This is a genomic window from Rhizobium sp. M10, from assembly GCF_002531955.1.
GTDB classification, from domain to species: Bacteria; Pseudomonadota; Alphaproteobacteria; order Rhizobiales; family Rhizobiaceae; genus Rhizobium; species Rhizobium etli_C.
This window is the reverse complement of the sequence record NZ_NWTA01000006.1, coordinates 262,413-281,260: the sequence shown is the minus strand read 5'-3', so window position 1 is coordinate 281,260 and position 18,848 is coordinate 262,413. Positions and strand designations below refer to the sequence as shown.

Below are 18,848 nucleotides of genomic sequence, written 5' to 3'. Positions count from 1 at the left end.
TATTCGTTCCGGCTATTGCAAGCGATGACAGAACTGCTCCATAATTTCGGCCAGTTTTGCCATAGCGAGGATCCGATGGCCGAGATCGAGCGACGCATGATCGCGCCGGGTTTCGTCGAGGAGGCGCTCGACAGCCTGCGGCGACTCGGCAAGCCGACCGCACCGATCCTCGCCCGCGTCGGCATGGCATCGACGATCGACCAGCCGGTTTCGGCGGAGACCTACGGCGCGCTGTGGCTGGCAATCGCTGCCGAACTCGACGACGAATTCTTCGGCATGGGCGCGAGGCCGATGCGCAGCGGCAGCTTCACCTTGCTCTGCCATTGCGTGCTGCATGCGCCGACGCTCGGTCACGCATTGCGCCGGGCGCTGCGCTTCCTCGATGTCGTGCTCGACGATCCCCGAGGGCGGCTCGTCATCCGCGATGGTCTCGCCGAAGTCGAGCTCAGCGATGCCGGCGGCCCGCGTTCGGCCTTCGCCTATCGGACCTACTGGATCATCCTGCACGGCATCATCTGCTGGCTGGTCGGCCGGCGTATTCCGATCCGCCTCGTCGATTTCCGCTGCGCCGAACCCAAGCAGGAAGCCGACTATCGGCTCTTCTTCGGCGCGCCCGTACGTTTCTCCCAACCAATCAGCCGCCTCGGCTTCGACAGCGCCATGCTCGACCTGCCGATCTCCCGCAGCCAGCAGGCGCTCAAACAATTCCTGCGCGGCGCACCCGCCAATATTCTGGTGCGCTACCGTTACGACGCCGGCATCGCCGCCGCCGTGCGCCGCCGCTTGAGCCAGGCCACGCCCTCTACCTGGCGAAGCTTCGCGGAACTCGCCGCCGACATGCGCATGCCGCCGTCTACGCTGCGCCACCGCCTGCACGACGAGGGACAAAGCTATGCCGCCATCAAGGACGATATCCGCCGTGATCTCGCCGTCGACCTGCTGCTGAACACAGCGAAGACCATCGGCGAGATCGCCGTGCAGCTCGGCTATTCAGAGCCCAGCGCCTTTTTCCGGGCCTTCCGGAAATGGATGGGCAAGAGCCCGGAGGCTTTCCGGCGAGAGGAGGCGGGTGAACAAGATCGCGAGCGGTAGCATAGAATCTTGATCAGCGCTGCGATCTGGCGCTGGCCGTCCAACACGTTCCCTCATGCCTGTACTCGTCACGGGCATCCAGCGCGCCCAAGTCCTTGGGCGCAAGAGACGCCTTCAAAAAATGAGTCATTCACCGCGCGGACGCGCGGTGGCTGGATGCCTGTGACAAGCACAGGCATGAGGGAGGTACGGGCGGGCTTGCCGCACCACCTTCCATTAGCGCTTCCAAATACCATTCAACCAACAGCACTTTGAACCTGCCGCAACCCGCGCTACATATTTTAGCGGGAGGAGTGCCATGTTTGATTTTTCGCTCGGCGAAACCGCGGATGCGATCCGCGACACGACGGCGCGGTTTGCCGCCGATCATATTGCTCCGCTGGCAGCGGAGATCGACGAAAGCAACACGTTTCCACGCCAGCTCTGGCCGCAGATGGGCGCGCTCGGCCTGCATGGGATCACCGTCGAGGAGGAATTCGGCGGCGCCGGTCTCGGCTATCTCGAGCATGTCGTCGCGATGGAGGAGGTGTCGCGCGCCTCGGCCTCCGTCGGCCTGAGCTATGGCGCCCATTCCAATCTTTGCGTCAACCAGATCCGCCGCTGGGCCTCACCGGAACAGAAGCGTCGCCATCTGCCCAAGCTGATTTCCGGCGAGCATGTCGGCTCACTTGCCATGTCGGAGGCCGGCGCCGGGTCCGATGTCGTCTCGATGCGGTTGCGGGCCGAGCGCAAGGGCGACCGCTACATTCTGAACGGCACCAAATTCTGGATCACCAATGCGCCCCATGCCGAGGTGCTGGTCGTCTATGCAAAGACCGATCCCGCCGCCGGCCCGAAAGGCATTTCCGCCCTCATCATCGAGAAGGGCATGCCCGGCTTCAGCGTCTCCAAGAAGCTCTCCAAGCTTGGCATGCGCGGCAGCGATACGGCCGAGCTGGTCTTTGAGGATTGCGAGGTACCGGCCGAGGCGCTAATGGGCCGGGAAGGCGAAGGCGTGAAGATCCTGATGTCCGGCCTCGACTATGAGCGCGCCGTGCTTGCCGGCGGCCCGCTCGGCATCATGCAGGCCTGCCTTGATGTCGTGCTGCCCTATGTGCGCGATCGCAAGCAGTTCGGCAAACCGATCGGCGATTTCCAGCTGATGCAGGCCAAAATTGCCGACATGTATGTCGCGCTGAATTCGGCACGCGCCTATGTCTATTCCGTCGCCCGCGCCTGCGACGCCGGCCGCACAACCCGCACCGACGCGGCAGCCGCGATCCTTTTTGCCAGCGAGAACGCCGTGAAGGTGTCGCTGGAGGCGATCCAGGCGCTCGGCGGCGCCGGTTATACCAAGGAATGGCCGGTCGAGCGTTTTCTGCGCGACGCCAAGCTCTACGATATCGGCGCCGGCACCAACGAGATCCGCCGCTACCTGATCGGCCGGGAGCTCATCGCATCATGACGGTGATATCGACCGCGATCGATCGCGACAGCGAGAACTTCAAAGCCAATGCCATCAAGAACAAGGCGCTGACCGACGAGCTCAGCGAGCGTTCCGCGAAGGCGCGCGAGGGCGGGTCGCAATCGGCCCGTGAACGTCACACGAGCAAGGGCAAGCTCCTGCCCCGCGACCGTATCCAGTTGCTCATCGATGCCGGCAGTCCCTTCCTGGAGATCGGCACGCTGGCGGCCAACGGCATGTATGGCGGCGAGGCGCCGGGTGCCGGCATCATCGCGGGCATCGGCCGCGTTTGCGGCCGCGAGGTGATGATCGTCGCCAATGACGCGACGGTAAAGGGCGGCGCCTATTTCCCAATGACGGTGAAAAAACATCTCAGGGCACAGGAAATTGCCATGCAGAACCGGCTGCCCTGCCTTTATCTGGTCGACAGCGGCGGCGCCAATCTGCCGCATCAGGCCGAGGTCTTCCCCGACCGCGATCATTTCGGCGCGATCTTCTACAACCAGGCGCAGATGTCGGCCGAAGGCATTGCCCAGATTGCCTGCGTCATGGGAAGCTGCACGGCAGGCGGCGCCTATGTTCCCGCCATGTCCGACGAGACGGTGATCGTGCGTAATCAGGGTACGATCTTCCTCGCCGGCCCGCCGCTGGTCAAAGCCGCGACCGGCGAAATCATTTCGGCCGAAGAGCTCGGCGGCGCCGAGACGCATGGCCGCCGATCGGGCGTCGTCGACCATGTCGCCGAAAACGACGAACATGCGCTGCTGCTAGTGCGCGATATCGTCGCCAGCCTCAACAGCGTCAAATCGGTCGATATCGACATTCAGCCTCCGCGTCCCCCGAAGCTCGACGTCGAGGACCTTCACGGCATCATTCCTGAGGACGTGCGTTCGCCCTATGATGTGCGCGAAGTGATCGGCCGGATTGTCGATGGCTCGGAACTGCATGAGTTCAAGCCGCTCTACGGCACCACCCTCGTCTGCGGCTTCGCCCGCATCTGGGGTATGCCTGTCGCCGTCATTGCCAATAACGGGGTGCTCTTTTCCGAAAGCGCGCTGAAGGGCGCGCATTTCATCGAGCTTGCCTGCCAGCGCCGCGTGCCGCTGCTCTTTCTGCAGAACATTTCCGGCTTCATGGTCGGCGGCCGCTACGAGGCCGGCGGCATCGCCAAGGACGGGGCAAAGCTGGTGACGGCGGTTGCGACTGCGACCGTGCCGAAAGTGACCGTCATCATCGGCGGCAGCTTCGGGGCCGGCAATTACGGCATGTGCGGCCGCGCCTATCGCCCGCGTTTCCTCTTCACCTGGCCGAACAGCCGCATCAGCGTCATGGGCGGCGAACAGGCGGCCTCGGTGCTCGCCACCATCCGCCGCGACGCGATGGAGGCGCGCGGTGAGGACTGGCCGACCGGCGCGGAAGAGGCTTTCAAGGCGCCGATCCGCGCCGGTTACGAGGCCGAGGGCAACCCTTATTATGCCACCGCCCGCCTCTGGGACGACGGCATCATCGATCCGCGCCAGACACGCGACGTGCTGGGCCTTGCCTTTTCCGCCAGCCTGAATGCGCCAATCCCGAAAGGGCCGCGCTTCGGCCTGTTCAGGATGTGAGGCGTGCTATGATGGAAAGTCTTCTCATCGCCAACAGGGGCGAAATCGCCCGCCGCATCATCCGCACGGCAAAGATGCTCGGCATCCGCACCATCGCCGTCTATTCCGAGGCCGATGCCGGCCTGCCCTTCGTCAGGGAAGCGGACCAGGCGATCGCCATCGGCCCGCCGCCGGCCCGCGAAAGCTACCTTTCTGAGGCACGCATCCTGGAAGCTGCCCGCAAGTCAGGTGCTGCCGCCATCCATCCCGGTTACGGATTCCTGTCGGAAAATGCCGACTTTGCCGAAGCGGTTGAAAAGGCCGGCATGATCTGGGTCGGCGCTCCCCCGGCTGCCATCCGCGCCATGGGTCTGAAGGACGCCGCCAAGGAATTGATGCAGGCGGCAGGTGTCCCCGTCACCCCCGGTTATCTCGGCCTGGACCAGAGCGACGCAAGGCTTGCGGCCGAGGCCGATACGATCGGCTATCCCGTGCTCATCAAGGCCGTTGCCGGCGGCGGCGGCAAGGGCATGCGCCGCGTCGACCGGCGTGAGGATTTCGCTGAACTTCTCGCCTCCTGCCGGCGTGAGGCGGCCGCCGCCTTCGGCGACGACCGCGTGCTGATCGAACGCTATATCGCCAATCCGCGCCATATCGAAGTTCAGGTCTTCGCCGATAAGCTCGGAAATTGCGTCCATCTCTTCGAACGCGATTGCTCGCTGCAGCGCCGGCACCAGAAAGTCATCGAAGAGGCCCCTGCCCCCGGCCTTGATGCCGCCACCCGCGCGGCGATCTGCGATGCGGCGGTCAAGGCTGCAAGAGCGGTAAACTATGTCGGCGCCGGCACGATCGAATTCATCGCCGACGCCTCCTCGGGCCTCAATCCCGACCGCATCTGGTTCATGGAGATGAACACGCGCCTGCAGGTGGAGCATCCCGTCACCGAGGCCATATCAGGCGAGGATCTGGTCCTCTGGCAGCTGAAGGTCGCAAGTGGCGAGCCGCTGCCGAAAAGCCAGGACGAGATCACCATGAACGGCTGGGCCTTCGAAGCCCGGCTCTATGCCGAAAACCCCGCCGCCGGCTACCTGCCCTCGACCGGCCGGCTCGACCATCTCAAACTGCCGCAGGCGGTCCGCGTCGACAGCGGCGTCGAGCAGGGAGACGAGATCACCGCCTTCTACGATCCGATGATCGCGAAGATCATTTCGCATGGGCCGAACCGCGAGGCCGCCTTGTCGAAGCTCGCCGCCGCCTGTGCCGGCATCGAGGTCTGGCCGGTCAAATCCAATGCCGGTCTTCTCGCCCGCATCGCCACCGATCCGGATTTCCGTGCAGCCCGGATCGACACCGGCTTCCTCGACCGCCATGGCGAAAGCCTTGTCGCCAACGATCCTGATGAAACCGTCATTAACAAAGCGGCCACGGCACTGTCGAAGGACATGGATGGCGATCCCTGGTCTGCGCTGACCGGCTTCCGCATCGCTGGGCCAAGCGACAGCCGCGTGCGGGTGCGCATCGACGGTCATCTCCATTGGGGACGCGCCTACACCGACCTCGAAGCGAATGCCGTCGAGATGGACGAGACAACGGTGCTTTTCGATGCGGGCAATGCCTGGTCGATCGGCCTGCCTCACGCAGGCGAGGTCGAGGCGAACCACGGTGTGGGCGATGGCGCCATCCTGTCACCCATGCCGGGCCTCGTCATTTCGGTGGAGGTCACGGAGGGCGATCGTGTCGCCAAGGGAGACCGCCTACTGACGGTCGAAGCCATGAAAATGGAACATTCGCTGCGGGCGCCCTTCGACGGCATCGTCGGCAAACTGCAGGTTTCCCCCGGCGTCCGTGTTTCGGAAAACCAGCTGGTCGTCACCGTCATGAAGGGAGAGGACTGATGGCCGGCCGCTATTTCGACGAATGGGCGGTCGGCGACCGCATCGCACATAACATCCGCCGCACGGTTACCGAGACCGACAACCTGCTCTTTACGACCCTGTCCCACAATCCGCAGCCGCTGCATCTCGATGCCGAATATGCGGCCGGCACCGAGTTTGGCCGGATCGTCGTCAACGGCACCTTCACCTTTGCGCTGACCGTCGGCCTTTCGGTCGGCGACACCACACTCGGCACGCTCGTCACCAATCTCGGCTATGACAAGGTGACGATGCCGAAACCGGTCTTCATCGGCGATACGCTTCGGGTGGAAACGGAGGTGACGGAGCTGCGCCGCTCGAACTCCCGCCCCGATGCCGGCATCGTCACTTTCCGTCATGTAACGCTGAACCAGCGCGACGAGATCGTCTGCCAGTGCCTGCGTACCGCCATGCTGAAGGGGAAGCCATCATGAAGCTGCGCTCGCTGCTCTTCGTGCCCGGCGATCGGCCGGAACGTTTCGAAAAAGCGCTCACATCGGGCGCCGATGCCGTCATTCTCGATCTGGAAGATTCCGTCGCGCCGGCCAACAAGCCAAAGGCCCGCGACAGCGTCCACGAATTCGTGCAGCGCCATGCCGGCGAGACCAAGCTCCTCATCCGCATCAATCCTCTCGCCTCGCCGGAATGCGAGGACGACCTCGCCGCCCTGAGCGGTCTTCAGCCTTTCGCGCTCATGCTGCCGAAGGCCGAAGGCGCCACTTCGGTGCGCAAGCTTGCAAGCGCTCTCGCGGCGGCTCCTCCCATCCTGCCGATCGCGACCGAAACGCCATCGGCGATCTTCGAGATCGGCAGCTATCGGGATGTCTCGGACAAGCTCTGCGGCCTGACCTGGGGCGCCGAGGATCTGCCGGCTGCGATCGGGGCTGCGACCGCGCGCAGAACGGACGGCCGCTATACGCCGCCTTACGAGCTTGCCCGCTCGCTCACGCTCTTTGCAGCCCATGCCGCAGCTGTTCCGGCAATCGATACTGTCTATCCCGATTTTCGTGATCTCAACGGACTGCGAGCCTATGTCGGCCGCGCCCGGCGCGACGGCTTTTCCGGCATGATGGCCATCCATCCGAGCCAGGTGGAAACGATCAACCACGCCTTCACGCCGGATGCCACCGAGATCGCCTGGGCGGAGAAGGTCACCGCCGCCTTTGCCGCCCAGCCCGATGCGGGTGTCATCCAGGTGGACGGACGCATGCTTGATATGCCGCATCTGAAGCTCGCGACTCGCATTCTGGAGAGTGCCAGACGATAGAGTGCAGATTAGCCCGACTTTGCGGTTGGTTTGGCGGCGACATGCTCCGGCTCAAGGTAGCCGGCACCGATGGCGACGTAGAGATCCACATAGTCCTTGGCGACCTGCTGCACGGTGGCGGCAAGGCTTGCCTCAGCGTCGGAGACCGAACGCTGCGCGTCGAGGACATCGAGCAGCGACGAGGCGCCATCCTTATAGCTCGTGGTCGAAAGCGCGAGTGATTCCTGCGCCGTCTGCACCTGCCGGCGCAGCGGCTCCAGCGTCTGCGTGTCGCGACGAACAGCCGTCAGTGCGTTTTCGACTTCTTCGACGCCGCTCAGCACCGCTGCTTTCCAGGCGAGATACTGGGTCCTGGCGTCGGATTTTTCGATCTCGACATTCGCCCGCAACGTGCCGCCGTCAAAGATCGGCAAGTTGAGCGATGGCCCGAACGACCAGCTGGTCAGACTTCCGCCGCTGGCGCCCGACGCTTTGACCCAGCTCGGCGAGATCGAACCGGAGAGCGAGATCGACGGATAGAGCTGGGCTTCGGCCGCGCCGATATCGGCAACGGCGGCCGCCAGCTCGCGTTCGGCCTTGCGAATATCGGGACGGTTGCGGATGAGGTCGGCCGGAATACCGGCGCGAATGTCGCCGCGGAAGACCGGCTGGCCGGCACTCTTCTGCAGCTCCCCCATCAGCGCGGATGCCGGCATCCCGATGAGCGTGGCGATGTGATGGGCCGATTCCGTGAAGCTCTTTTCGAGGCCGGGAATATCGGATTTGGTTGACTGTACCAGGCCCTCCGCCTGAACAACATCGAGGCGGGAGGCCGCACCGGCTTTCAACTGCAGCTGCGTCAGCTCGTAAGTCTGCTGGCGAGATTTCAAACTCGCCTGCGACAGCGCGATGCGCTCCTGGTAGTAGCGGGCGTCGATATAGCTCTCGACAAGGTCCTTGAGGAAGGTGAGCTTGGCATTGTCGGCCGTTGCATAGGCGGCCCCGAGCGTGGCGATTGCACTTTCCCTGGAGCGACGATACTGGCCGAAAAAGTCGAGCAGCCAGGAAAGGCTGGCATCGCCGCCGGTCGTGTTGGTCGTGCCGACGCTCGTGCGCAACCGGCCCTTCTCCCCGGAGACCGTATGCGATGCGCCGACAGTCAGGCTCGGCAGGCCGCCGGCGCCGGCGACGGTGACGTTGGCAGCTGCCGAATTGATGCTTTCGAGCGCCTGCAGCACATCGAGGTTCTCGCTGAGGCCATGGGCCACCAGGCCGTTTAACTGCTTGTCGCGATAGGCCGTCCACCACTCGGCCGTCACGACATTGCCGTTGCTCTTGTTGCCCCCTTCTTCGAATTTGGCGGGCAGCGGCATTTGCGGGGGAACGTGATCCGGGCCGCTGACGCAGCCTGCCAGCAGAAGTGTCAGTGCGGATGCGGCGTAGCGGAGGGATGATAGTCTTATGCGAAGCGACGTACTCACGGGCGAGCCTCTTGAACCGGGATCGTGGGTTCAGGCTTAGCGGCGCCAGTGTTAATGGCGGTTAAGGAACTGTAAAGTTAGGTAAAATCCGGCACCGCCTGTCGAGCGATGCTGATCAGCTTTCACCGCCGGCCGCACCATAAGGCATCGGCCGCCTCGGAAGCTCGAGCGTGATCGCCAGGCCGCCGGCTTCCGGCAGCGAGGCATGCACGCGCCCGCCGTGACGCTCGATCGCCTGCCTGGCGATAGCAAGGCCGAGACCATATCCGCCGCGCGGCATGGCATCCTTGCCGCGGGAAAACGGCTGAAAGATCCGTTCGAGCTCATCACGCCCGACGCCTGGCCCCTGATCGGTGACGCAGATCCTGAGGCGGTCGGCCATCGTTTCGCAGGATACGGCCACACGCGAATGCTCGGCGGTATATTTGACGGCGTTGCGGACGACATTTTCGAGCGCCCTGTAGATCAGTTCGCCTTCCACCTCGGCACGGAAGATGCCGTCGACGCTCGCCGTGATCGCGACCTCCCGCGCCTGGGCTTCGAATGCCGCGTCGCCCAAGATTTCGTTGAGGAGCTCGATGATGTCGAGGGTCTGCGTCTTCAGCGGCCGGCCGGATCCCGCCGTCAGCCTGGCAAGGGTCAGAACCTCGCCCACCAGCGTATCGAGCCGTTCGACCTCCCTGTCCATACGGTCCAGCATGGCGCCGAGTTTAGCGGGGTTCTGCCGGAGCACGCCGACGGCTGCCTGCAGGCGGGACAAAGGCGAACGCAGCTCATGGGAGACGTCATGGAACAGCCTCTGCTGCGCATCCTGAAGCTCCTGAAGCCGGGCGGCGCTCGCATCGAAATCATAGGCAAGGGCGGTCACTTCATCCTTTCGCCCGGCCATCTTGTCGCCGATGCGAAAGTCGAAACGGCCATGGGCGAGCGCGCTCAGGCCATCGCGCAGATGCACGACGGGACGAATGAGATATCGCGCCAGCGCGCCGGCCGCGATCGTGCTGGCGACCAGGATGGTGAGCCACGGTAGGAATGGGCCAAGGCTGTCGAAGGTGGAACCGGCCGGAGCCGACACGGAAAGCCGATAGCAGACTCCATCCTTCGGCACGGATCGGGAGGTGACCGTGTTCTTCTCGGCGCAGGCATCGGCCTCGGCAGGCTTCGACAGGGACAGGCCGAGCGGTTGCGTCTTTTCGCTTGTGGTCACGAAACGCGCCGCGGCCGCTTCGCCGTCCTCAGCCAGAATATTTGCAGTCAGGTTGAGCACAAGCGTCCGCCGCTCATGTTCCAGCTCGCTTGCGAAGGGGACCGCCTGAAGGAGTTTGACGATAAGAATAATGGCAGCAAGGCTTGCCGCCAGAGTCAGCCAGATAATCCTGAAGAATTTCCAGAAAAGCCGGGGCATGGTCAGTCCACGAGAAGTTGATAGCCCTGGCCGCGGACGGACTGGATCCAGGATTGCCCGTCCTCCCGCAGCCCGAGCTTCTGACGAACGCTGCTGATATGGACGTCGATGCGGCGATCGAACGGCGTGAGCGGTTTTCCGAAGGCCCGCTTCGAAATCTCCTGCTTCGACACCAGCTGGCCGGCGCTGCGGGCGAGGACTTCGAGCAGGCTGAATTCGGTGCCGGTCAGCTCCAAGGTCTCGCCGCGCCATTCGGCGCTTCTATTACCGGAATGGATGACGAGCTGCCCCGCCCTGATCGTGTCGGTCGATACACCCGTCGCTGGCTGACCCGCGCGGCGCAGGATGGCGCGCAGCCTTGCCGCCAGTTCGCCCGGGGAGCAGGGTTTCGGCACATAGTCGTCGGCGCCGAGATTGAGGCCCGATATCCTGTCCACGTCATCGCCTCTTGCCGTCAGCATCAGGACGGGAACCTGGCTCAGCTTCCTGATCCGCTGCAGCACCTCGATCCCGTTCATCCGCGGCATCATGATGTCGAGCACGATGATGTCGACCGTATTGCCGGCAGCCGCGGCAATGGCGGCACGGCCGTCCGTATCGGTTACGACATCATATCCTTCCTCGACCAGATATTCCTGCAGAAGCGTCGTCAGCTCGGCATCGTCGTCGATGAGGAGAACCTTGTTCATTCGCGTTATCCGTCTTTAATCCCGGCGAGCCATACAGCACGAAAGCGCGCGGGCGGCCAAGTTTTACCTATCTTAACACTAACTTGACCGCGCTTAACGTTCGCCCCGTTACTTATGCTGCCATGACATGGATGCGCACCAGGACGGGTCGCCTCGACATCAGCGGCAGTCCTTCGTCGCGTTCGCGCGGAACGCAAAGGCCACCCATGCCTTTGACCACAAGGAATGCTTTGTTGAGAAACCCATCCAGAATACTTGCCGCCGCGCTTGTCGCGGCAGCTCTTGTCTCCCCCATGCGTTCTGCCATGGCGGAACAGGCCGCTGCAACGGCTCTCACCGTCTCTTTGACGTCGCCGATGCAACGAGACTGGCCGGAGACCGTTCCGGCGAGCGGATGGCTGAAGCCCTGGCAGGAAGCGGTCATCGCCTCCGAAACCAGCGGCCTGCGCATCACCGATGTCCTGGTCGACGTCGGGTCCGTGGTCACGAAAGGACAGACGCTCGTCCGGCTTTCCCAGGAAAGCGTGCTTGCCGATCTTCGCAAGCAGGAGGCGGCCGTCGAGAACGCCAAGGCAAGTCTTTCGAAGGCCAAGGCCAATGCCGACCGGGCGCGGCAGCTGCGTCCTTCCGGCGCGCTCTCCGACGAGAAGATCGTCGAATACCTGGCCGACGAGCAGACGGCGACGGCAAGCCTTGCATCCGAAGAGGCCGCACTCGACAGCGAAAAGATCAAGCTTGCGCAAACCACGATCACGGCCGTCGACGACGGCCTCATCACCTCCCGTTCCGCCGATCTCGGTGCCGTCGTCTCCGCCGGCACGGAGCTGTTCCGCATGGTCCGCCAGCAGCGTGTCGAATGGCAGGCCGAGATTTCCGCGCGCTATCTCTTGCGTATTTCGGAAGGCTTGAGCGTCAAGATCAACGGGCCGGACGGCCAGGTCATCGATGGCAAGGTGAGGCTTGTCGGGCCTTCAGTGAGCACCGACACCAGCCGGGCCATCGTCTATGTCGCGCTTCCCGCCGATGCCCGTCCGCGCACCGGCCTTTACGTCACCGGCAACATCGAACTGCAGACCTCTCCGGCGCTGACCGTTCCCGAGACGGCGATCGTGTTCCGGGACGGGATCAGCTACCTCTTCACTTCAGGCGAGGATCAGCGGGTGCAAAGGGTCAGGGTGGAAACGGGCCGCCGCAACAATGGCGAGGTGGAAATCGTCTCCGGCATCGACCGCTCGTCGAAGGTGGTGACCTCGGGCGGCGCCTTCCTGTCGGACAATGACCTCGTGAAGATTGCGGAGAAAAACTGATGAACTTCTCATCCTGGTCGATCCGCAATCCCGTGCCGGCGATATTGCTGTTTGTGATGCTGACCGTCGGCGGACTGTTGGCCTTCAAGCAGTTGCCGATCCAGAACTTCCCCGATATGGACCTTCCCACGATCAACGTCACCGCCACGCTCGAAGGCGCCGCACCGACGCAGCTCGAAACCGAGGTCGCCCGCAAGATCGAGGATGGTCTTGCCGCCCTCAGCTATCTCGACCATATCACCACGACGATCACGGACGGCACCGTCTCGATCAAGGTGTCCTTCAAGCTGGAAAAAGACAGCGAAACGGCCCTGAACGAAGTCCGCAATGCCGTCGACAGCGTCAAGGGCGATCTGCCGGCGCAGATGGAAACACCCAGCGTCAGCAAGGTCACGGTGCAGAGCTCCCCTTTGGTCACCTATGCCGTCCGCTCCACCGCTCTCAACGAGACCGAACTTTCCTGGTTCGTCGACAATGATCTGACCAAGGCGCTGCTGTCGGTATCCGGCGTCGGGCAAGTCAACCGCATCGGCGGCATCGATCGCGAGGTTCATGTGGATCTCGATCCCGCGACGATGGCGTCGCTGGGCGTCACTGCGGCCACCGTATCGTCGCAGCTGAAGGCGGTGCAGACGGATACGTCGGGCGGCCTCGGCGAAATCGGCGGCACCCGCCAGACCTTGCGCACGCTCGGCGCCCTGCCGTCGGTCGAGGCGCTGAAGGGACTCAAAATTCCCCTGGCGAACGGCCAGCAGGTTCGCCTCGATGACGTGGCATCCGTCACCGACAGCTTCGCCGAGCGCTCCTCGATGGCTTATCTCGACGGCAAGCCGGTGATCGCGGTCGAGATCAAACGCTCGAACGGATTTTCCGACAGCGGTGTTGCCGCCGACGTCGACAAGGCGATCAAACAGTTCGCCGCCAAGCATTCCAACGTTGAGATCGACGAGGCTTACAGCACGATCGGACCGATCATCGGCAATTACGACGGTTCGATGCACATGCTCTACGAAGGCGCGATCCTGGCGATCATCGTCGTCTGGCTTTTCCTGCGGGACTGGCGGGCGACGATCCTGTCGGCCGTGGCGCTGCCCTTGTCTGTCATACCGACCTTCCTTGTCATGTATTTCGCCGGCTTCAGCCTGAATATCGTCACGCTGCTTGCGCTGTCGCTGGTGGTCGGCATCCTCGTCGACGATGCCATCGTCGAGATCGAGAACATCGCCCGCCACTTGCAGATGGGCAAACGGCCGATCGATGCCGCCCTCGAAGCGGCCAACGAGATCGGGCTTGCCGTTATCGCAACCACCTTCACGCTGGTCTCGGTCTTCCTGCCGACGGCCTTCATGAGCGGCATACCGGGCCTCATTTTCCGCCAGTTCGGCATCACCGCTGCCGTCGCCGTGCTCGCCTCGCTCGTGGTCGCGCGCCTGCTGACGCCGATGATGGCCGCCTATTTCATGAAGGCCCATCCGACCGAGGAGAAGGATGGCCGGATCATGCGTGCCTATATATCAATCGTGAAGGCTGCCATGAACCGCAGGAAGACGACCGTGGCCGTCACCGCCGTCGTCGTGGCGCTGTCGCTTGCGACCATCCCGCTGCTGAAATCGGGCTTCCTGCCCGCGTCCGACGACGCGCGAACCCAGATCACCCTCACCATGCAGCCGGGCGCCACCATCGAGCAGACGGATGCCACGGCCAGGAAGGCCGCGGATATTATCGGCAAGCTTCCCGACGTGACGCATGTCTTTTCCGCCGTCGGTTCGACCTCCTCGGGCGGCGGCCCCGACGCCAGCACCACGAGCGATGTCGGATCGGCGACAATCGTTGCCGTGCTGCCGCCCATCGACGAGCGCGACCGCAAGCAATCGGAAATCGAAAACGATATCCGGCAGGCGCTTTCCGTCCTCCCCGGCGTGCGTGTGGAGGTCGGCGGCGGCGGCAATGGCACGAAGCTCGAGATCACACTAGCAAGCGACGATGCGAACGTGCTCGACAGCGCCAGCACGGCGCTCGAGGAACAGCTCCGCTCGCTGCAGGGCATCGGCGCGGTGACATCGACCGCGGCCAGGCAGGCGCCCGAGATCCAGATCACGCCCGATTTTGCACGCAGCGCCGCGCTCGGGGTCACGTCGAGCGCTATCGCCGAGGCTGCGCGCGTGGCGACGAACGGGGAATATTCCTCCGATCTGCCGAAGCTCAATCTGCCTCAGCGGCAAATCCCCATCGTCGTCCGCTTCTCGCCCGAGACCCGCACCAATCTGGACGACATCAAGAACATGCGGGTGGCCGGAACGAACGGCAACGTCGATCTCGGATCGATTGCCGATGTGAAGATCGGCGGCAGCCCCTCCGAGATCGACCGCATCGATCGGATGCGCAATGTCACCCTTTCCGTCGAACTGAACGGCCGGATCCTCGGCGACGTCAACCGCGAAGCGCAGGCGCTGCCCGCTCTCCAGCACCTGCCGGCGGGCGTCACCCTGGTCGAACAGGGCGAACTTCAGCGCAGTTCGGAGCTGTTCCAGAGCTTTGCTCTTGCCATGGCAATCGGCGTGTTCTGCATCTATGCGGTCCTCGTTCTGCTCTTCCACGATTTCCTGCAGCCGCTCACTCTGCTGATGGCTCTGCCGCTCTCGCTGGGCGGCGCGCTGATGCCGCTGGTGCTGACCGGAACGAGCTTCTCCATGCCTGTTGTCATCGGCCTGCTCATGCTGATGGGCGTGGTGACGAAGAACTCCATCCTGCTCATCGAATATGCGATCATGTCACGTCAGCGGGGCATGGCCAGGTTCGACGCCCTGGTGGATGCCTGCCACAAGCGCGCACGGCCGATCGTCATGACCACCATCGCCATGGCCTCAGGCATGCTGCCGGCCGCGCTCAGTCTGATGGGCGGCGATTCCAGCTTCCGCCAGCCGATGGCGATCGTGGTGATCGGCGGCGTGGTGATGTCGACGCTGCTCAGCCTGATCGTCATCCCCGTCATCTTTACCTTCGTCGACGATTTCGAACAGATCCTCAAACGGGTCCTGCGCCGGCTCGGACTGGCCCAGGACATCGCCGGGGATAAGCCGCATGCGTCCAACGATCACGCAGCGGTCGCCTTCCAGCCCGAGCAGGCAAGACGAGGGCAAGGTCACAGATGATGTCCGCTGCCCGACAAGGCGACAGAAAGTGACGGCAAGCTCTTCGGTCGCGTTCTCTCCCCCACGGGAACAAGACCGCGGGACGTACTCCCCCGCAGGCGGCCTCAAGCCGCCTGCGCGTCCTGCATCCCAATCAGGAGGTACAGAAATGGTTCGGAAAGAGCGTGATGCCCTGTCGGGAGACATATCAATTGGTGGAACGGGGTGATCCGATCTCCCAGTTCAACAGAGCAGCGCTGCTGCCTATGCTGAATGTTGCCAAGTCTCACGACAATGGCCTCATCGACCCGAAATCGGGTAAAGCGCCGCTCGCGTAGCCGACGGCGCCGAGCGAAGCGATGGCGATCCGGCCGTCGCGGATCGACAGCAGCGGCCCCTCCCGCCCCTGCTCGTAGAGATCGGAATGGGCAGCGGCAAAACGCACCTTCTCCGCCTGCGGTGCGCCCTGCATGCCGGTCACATAATGATGGCCGTTGCGCTCGACATGGAAGAGGCCGAGCAGCGAAACCAGCGCCAGATCCTGCTGCACGGCAAGCCCGGCTTGGCAGGTCAGATCCTCGCCGGTGAGAAACAACCCCGGCACGCCTGCCGTTTTGATGCGGATCGCTTTCAGCAGCGAGCGGTAAATGCCCTTGCAGGTCTTCGAGGAGACGCCGGTATAACCAAGCCGCCGGGCGCGGGCGAAGGCGCCGTCGCCATCGTCGCTCTCATCAATCAGGAAGGGCAATTGCGCGGCCAGATTCCCGAGCGGTGTTTCCATGGTGATCGCGCGCGAGAACGGCTGTTCGACAAAGGCAATGGCCGCGCGCAGCCGCGACAGCCGCGGCATGGCCGCGATCCGCACCAGCAGGGCAGCAAGCTCGTCGACTGCTGTGAACTGTTCGTTGCCATCGACCGTCACCCGATAGTCCGGCAGATGGTCCAACGCGGCGGCGATGCGCGCCAGCCGGTCGATATCGGCATCGACCGCGCCCGAAAGCTTGATCTTGAACCAGCGATTGCCATAGCGCGCGATCACCGCCTCGAGGCTCTGCGGCAGGCCGTCATCGACGGGATCGACGATCTCGCTCTCGGTGATCGGGTCGAGAAGCCCGATCGTATGCCGGGCCGAGATGGAACCGGCGGGACGAAAGCCGGCCAGCACAGCCGACACTGCATCCGCGTCGATATCGCCGGGCAGCATCGGGCCGCCGATGCCGATGAGGTTGCGGCTCACCACCTCGAAAAATGAAAACCCCGCAAGACGGCAATAGGCATCGAGCGCCGCGCGGGCGATCAGCGAAGGACCGAAACCGGCGGCCAGTGGATTTCCAGGCAGGCGGCGGGCGGTTTCCATCTCGTTCAGACGGGCGGCGGCGAACAATGTCATCGGGGCGGACGGTTCCCGCGACGCAGCCGTGGCGACGCGGATAGAGCCGCGCAATTGATCGACATTCTGCGCCGGCGTCAGCGCCGGATTTTTGTCGAACCATTTCGGCACCATCATTTCGGCGGCAGCACCGATGGCACTTTTCCCTGCCTCATCCTCGACACGCACTCTGAGGAAGGCCTGCGGCGCCTTTTCCAGCGTCGCCGCACCGAAGCGGAACGGCAGGCGCAGGCTGATATCGCGCTCGAAGGCGTCGATCTCGACAATTTTGATGCGCGGCGCCGTCACGGAACCTCCGATGCTTCTGTCCATGGTCACGCCATCCGGTCCAGCATGGCGCGTGATACTTCGTGCTGAAGCGGTTCACGGCGCAGCAGCCGGCCGATCTCGTCGACCATGGCCTGCCCTTGGGCGAAATGTGCCTCCTCGGTGTGGCCGGCGGCATGCGGCGAAATGGTGACATTGGTCAGCTGAGGGTCGCGGAACGGACTGTCCTGAGGCAGCGGCTCTTGATCGAAGACATCGAGAGCCGCCTCGATGCGGCCGGACCTGATTTCGGCGAGCAATGCGACTTCGTCGACCAGCTCGGCCCGCGCCGTGTTGATGAACAGGGCGCCGGGGCGCAGCAGCACCAGCTCGCGGGCGCCGATCATCCGGCGCGTTTCGGGCAGGACGGGCGCATGCAGGGAAATCACATCGCTCTGTGCAAGCGCGTCGTCCAATCCTGTTCTGACGACGCCGAGCGCTGCGGCCTCGCTGTCGTCGAGATAGGGATCGACGACCAGCACGCGGCAGCCGAATGGAACCAGCAGACGCATGACTGCCCGGCCGACATATCCGGCCCCGACGATGCCGACCGTCCTGGCGCCGAGCAATCTTTGCGGCACGGCGGCGCGGACATCGAGCCATTCACCGCCTCTGCGCAATCGATGATGCAGCCGGTGAATGCCGCGCATGGCAAGCAGCGCTTCGGCGACGACGAATTCGGCAACCGAGGCGGCGATTTTCGAGGCGGCATGGCTCACGCGCAGGCCGTCGTCGAACAGACGGGCGGGAACGAGCGTGCGGATGCTGCCAGCCGAATGGGCGACGAGGGCAAGTTGCGGATGGCGCTGGCGCAGGGCGGGATCGAAGGGCGGCGTGCCCCATCCGGTCAGGCAAGCCGTAGCGCCCTGCAGCAACCGGTCGGCATCGGCGGCATCGATCGTGGCGCCGGCCGGCCAGCGCACCTCACCGAGGCCGTTCAACCGGGCGGTCGCCGCATCGTCCAGCATCATGCGGCGGGTCTTTTCGGTCAAAAGGACGGCGATGATGGGGGCCTGTTCGCTCATGGTTCTACTCTTTCGCTGCGGCGACGAGGCGCCTGAGATGGGCGAGATCGGCGCGAGCCTTGGCGAGCGCCTGGTCCCGGGGAACCCGGTATTGCGAATGCATCGAGAGCGCGCCGGCAAATCCGGTGGCGATGAGATGCGGGACGATATCGTTCCAGGGCACCATGCCCTCGTCGAGCCCATACCAGTCCGAATGCCATGCGCGCTGACCATGGGCGCCGTAGGCGCCGGGAAACCAGCCGCAATTCTTGACACCCATGCAGCAGAACCACGGTTCGAGAAGGTCGAGGGTCAGACGCCAGTCCTCGCTGCCCTCGCGAATGAGCTGGTTGGCCGGATCGGGGTAAGCGCCGGTCCTGATCGGATCGCGCCCGGCCAGCAGTTGCGCGGCGAGCGCGCCCGAGGCGTGCAGGGTCCCGCCGTGAAGCTGGATGGTGAGCTTGATGGCGAATTTTTCGGCGAGGTGTTCGAAGCCATCGAGGTCGCGTCGCGCGTCGTCGAGTTGCGCCTGCCAGCGCCGCGACGAATCATACCGCCAGAAGCCGAGCCGGATCTGCCCGATGCCGGCCTCGCCGCAGCAAGCAAGCAGCCGGGACGCGGCATCGTCCGGCCGCGTGGCGTCGATGGTCGCCATCGGGATGCGCAGGCCGGCCGCAGCAAAAAGCTTGACCGCCTTGACGATTTCCTCCGGCCGGTCGGGCGAGACGGCGTGACCCTCGCGAACAAGAAGGTCGGCACAGTCGAAGCCCAGCCCCGCCGTGATCTCCGCCGCCGTCTGTAACGGCAGGCCTTCCAGGGTCTTGGTGAAATAGGCGATATCCATCGTTGCATTG

14 protein-coding genes are annotated in these 18,848 nt (G+C 64.0%); 8 read left to right on the top strand and 6 right to left on the bottom strand.

Annotated features, from left to right (window positions below; all coding sequences use genetic code 11):
• Positions 1 to 24 precede the first annotated feature (24 nt).
• The 6 genes from CO671_RS12790 to CO671_RS12765 all read left to right on the top strand — a co-directional run bounded on the left by CO671_RS12790 (position 25) and on the right by CO671_RS12765 (position 7,302).
• Complete coding sequence (locus CO671_RS12790) at positions 25 to 1,092, top strand: AraC family transcriptional regulator (RefSeq protein ID WP_097606223.1); 1,068 nt, start codon at positions 25 to 27, stop codon at positions 1,090 to 1,092.
• A 298-nt stretch (positions 1,093 to 1,390) separates the two neighbouring features.
• On the top strand, positions 1,391 to 2,536 hold the full coding sequence (locus CO671_RS12785) for an isovaleryl-CoA dehydrogenase (protein WP_097606222.1): 1,146 nt from the start codon (positions 1,391 to 1,393) through the stop codon (positions 2,534 to 2,536).
• Complete coding sequence (locus CO671_RS12780; RefSeq protein ID WP_097606221.1) at positions 2,533 to 4,143, top strand: carboxyl transferase domain-containing protein; 1,611 nt, start codon at positions 2,533 to 2,535, stop codon at positions 4,141 to 4,143. Before CO671_RS12785 ends, CO671_RS12780 begins: the two co-directional genes overlap by 4 nt.
• An 8-nt stretch (positions 4,144 to 4,151) precedes the next feature.
• Positions 4,152 to 6,017 (top strand): acetyl/propionyl/methylcrotonyl-CoA carboxylase subunit alpha, encoded by a 1,866-nt coding sequence (locus CO671_RS12775; RefSeq protein WP_097606220.1) that lies wholly within the window; start codon positions 4,152 to 4,154, stop codon positions 6,015 to 6,017.
• Positions 6,017 to 6,469 carry a MaoC family dehydratase gene (locus CO671_RS12770; protein ID WP_010030463.1) on the top strand — a complete coding sequence of 151 codons (453 nt, stop codon included), beginning with the start codon at positions 6,017 to 6,019 and terminating at the stop codon, positions 6,467 to 6,469. The genes CO671_RS12775 and CO671_RS12770 overlap by 1 nt, the downstream gene beginning before the upstream one ends.
• Positions 6,466 to 7,302 (top strand): CoA ester lyase, encoded by an 837-nt coding sequence (locus CO671_RS12765; protein ID WP_010030464.1) that lies wholly within the window; start codon positions 6,466 to 6,468, stop codon positions 7,300 to 7,302. The genes CO671_RS12770 and CO671_RS12765 overlap by 4 nt, the downstream gene beginning before the upstream one ends.
• Before the next feature lie 8 nt (positions 7,303 to 7,310).
• Here CO671_RS12765 and CO671_RS12760 read toward each other — a convergent pair whose 3' ends face one another.
• The 3 genes from CO671_RS12760 to CO671_RS12750 all read right to left on the bottom strand — a co-directional run bounded on the left by CO671_RS12760 (position 7,311) and on the right by CO671_RS12750 (position 10,856).
• A complete protein-coding gene (locus tag CO671_RS12760; protein ID WP_097606219.1) occupies positions 7,311 to 8,762 on the bottom strand; it encodes an efflux transporter outer membrane subunit in 1,452 nt (483 codons plus the stop codon).
• Between the two features lie 115 nt (positions 8,763 to 8,877).
• Positions 8,878 to 10,167 (bottom strand): ATP-binding protein, encoded by a 1,290-nt coding sequence (locus tag CO671_RS12755; RefSeq protein WP_097606218.1) that lies wholly within the window; start codon positions 10,165 to 10,167, stop codon positions 8,878 to 8,880.
• Between the two features lie 2 nt (positions 10,168 to 10,169).
• Positions 10,170 to 10,856 (bottom strand): response regulator, encoded by a 687-nt coding sequence (locus CO671_RS12750; protein ID WP_097606217.1) that lies wholly within the window; start codon positions 10,854 to 10,856, stop codon positions 10,170 to 10,172.
• A gap of 206 nt (positions 10,857 to 11,062) precedes the next feature.
• On the opposite strand from CO671_RS12750, the gene CO671_RS12745 reads away from it, so the two are divergent.
• Positions 11,063 to 12,163, top strand: a complete 1,101-nt coding sequence (locus CO671_RS12745; RefSeq protein ID WP_170964978.1) for an efflux RND transporter periplasmic adaptor subunit — start codon at positions 11,063 to 11,065, stop codon at positions 12,161 to 12,163.
• A complete protein-coding gene (locus CO671_RS12740) occupies positions 12,163 to 15,315 on the top strand; it encodes an efflux RND transporter permease subunit (RefSeq protein WP_097606215.1) in 3,153 nt (1,050 codons plus the stop codon). Before CO671_RS12745 ends, CO671_RS12740 begins: the two co-directional genes overlap by 1 nt.
• 265 nt (positions 15,316 to 15,580) lie before the next feature.
• On the opposite strand, the gene CO671_RS12735 is transcribed toward CO671_RS12740, so the two are convergent.
• Genes CO671_RS12735 through CO671_RS12725 form a run of 3 tightly spaced genes read right to left on the bottom strand, consistent with a single transcriptional unit; the run spans position 15,581 to position 18,838 of the window.
• A complete protein-coding gene (locus tag CO671_RS12735) occupies positions 15,581 to 17,002 on the bottom strand; it encodes a mandelate racemase (RefSeq protein WP_097606214.1) in 1,422 nt (473 codons plus the stop codon).
• Positions 16,999 to 18,015 carry a hydroxyacid dehydrogenase gene (locus CO671_RS12730; RefSeq protein ID WP_097606213.1) on the bottom strand — a complete coding sequence of 339 codons (1,017 nt, stop codon included), beginning with the start codon at positions 18,013 to 18,015 and terminating at the stop codon, positions 16,999 to 17,001. Before CO671_RS12730 ends, CO671_RS12735 begins: the two co-directional genes overlap by 4 nt.
• Before the next feature lie 4 nt (positions 18,016 to 18,019).
• Complete coding sequence (locus CO671_RS12725) at positions 18,020 to 18,838, bottom strand: TIM barrel protein (protein ID WP_097606212.1); 819 nt, start codon at positions 18,836 to 18,838, stop codon at positions 18,020 to 18,022.
• Between the last annotated feature and the right edge of the window lie 10 nt (positions 18,839 to 18,848).

Coding starts and splice junctions, on each gene's coding strand:
- CO671_RS12745 (WP_170964978.1), top strand. CDS start 11,063: ATGCCTTTGACCACAAGGAATGCTTTGTTGAGAAACCCATCCAGAATA.
- CO671_RS12765 (WP_010030464.1), top strand. CDS start 6,466: ATGAAGCTGCGCTCGCTGCTCTTCGTGCCCGGCGATCGGCCGGAACGT.
- CO671_RS12790 (WP_097606223.1), top strand. CDS start 25: ATGACAGAACTGCTCCATAATTTCGGCCAGTTTTGCCATAGCGAGGAT.
- CO671_RS12725 (WP_097606212.1), bottom strand. CDS start 18,838: ATGGATATCGCCTATTTCACCAAGACCCTGGAAGGCCTGCCGTTACAG.
- CO671_RS12755 (WP_097606218.1), bottom strand. CDS start 10,167: ATGCCCCGGCTTTTCTGGAAATTCTTCAGGATTATCTGGCTGACTCTG.
- CO671_RS12780 (WP_097606221.1), top strand. CDS start 2,533: ATGACGGTGATATCGACCGCGATCGATCGCGACAGCGAGAACTTCAAA.
- CO671_RS12740 (WP_097606215.1), top strand. CDS start 12,163: ATGAACTTCTCATCCTGGTCGATCCGCAATCCCGTGCCGGCGATATTG.
- CO671_RS12770 (WP_010030463.1), top strand. CDS start 6,017: ATGGCCGGCCGCTATTTCGACGAATGGGCGGTCGGCGACCGCATCGCA.
- CO671_RS12775 (WP_097606220.1), top strand. CDS start 4,152: ATGATGGAAAGTCTTCTCATCGCCAACAGGGGCGAAATCGCCCGCCGC.
- CO671_RS12785 (WP_097606222.1), top strand. CDS start 1,391: ATGTTTGATTTTTCGCTCGGCGAAACCGCGGATGCGATCCGCGACACG.
- CO671_RS12730 (WP_097606213.1), bottom strand. CDS start 18,015: ATGAGCGAACAGGCCCCCATCATCGCCGTCCTTTTGACCGAAAAGACC.
- CO671_RS12750 (WP_097606217.1), bottom strand. CDS start 10,856: ATGAACAAGGTTCTCCTCATCGACGACGATGCCGAGCTGACGACGCTT.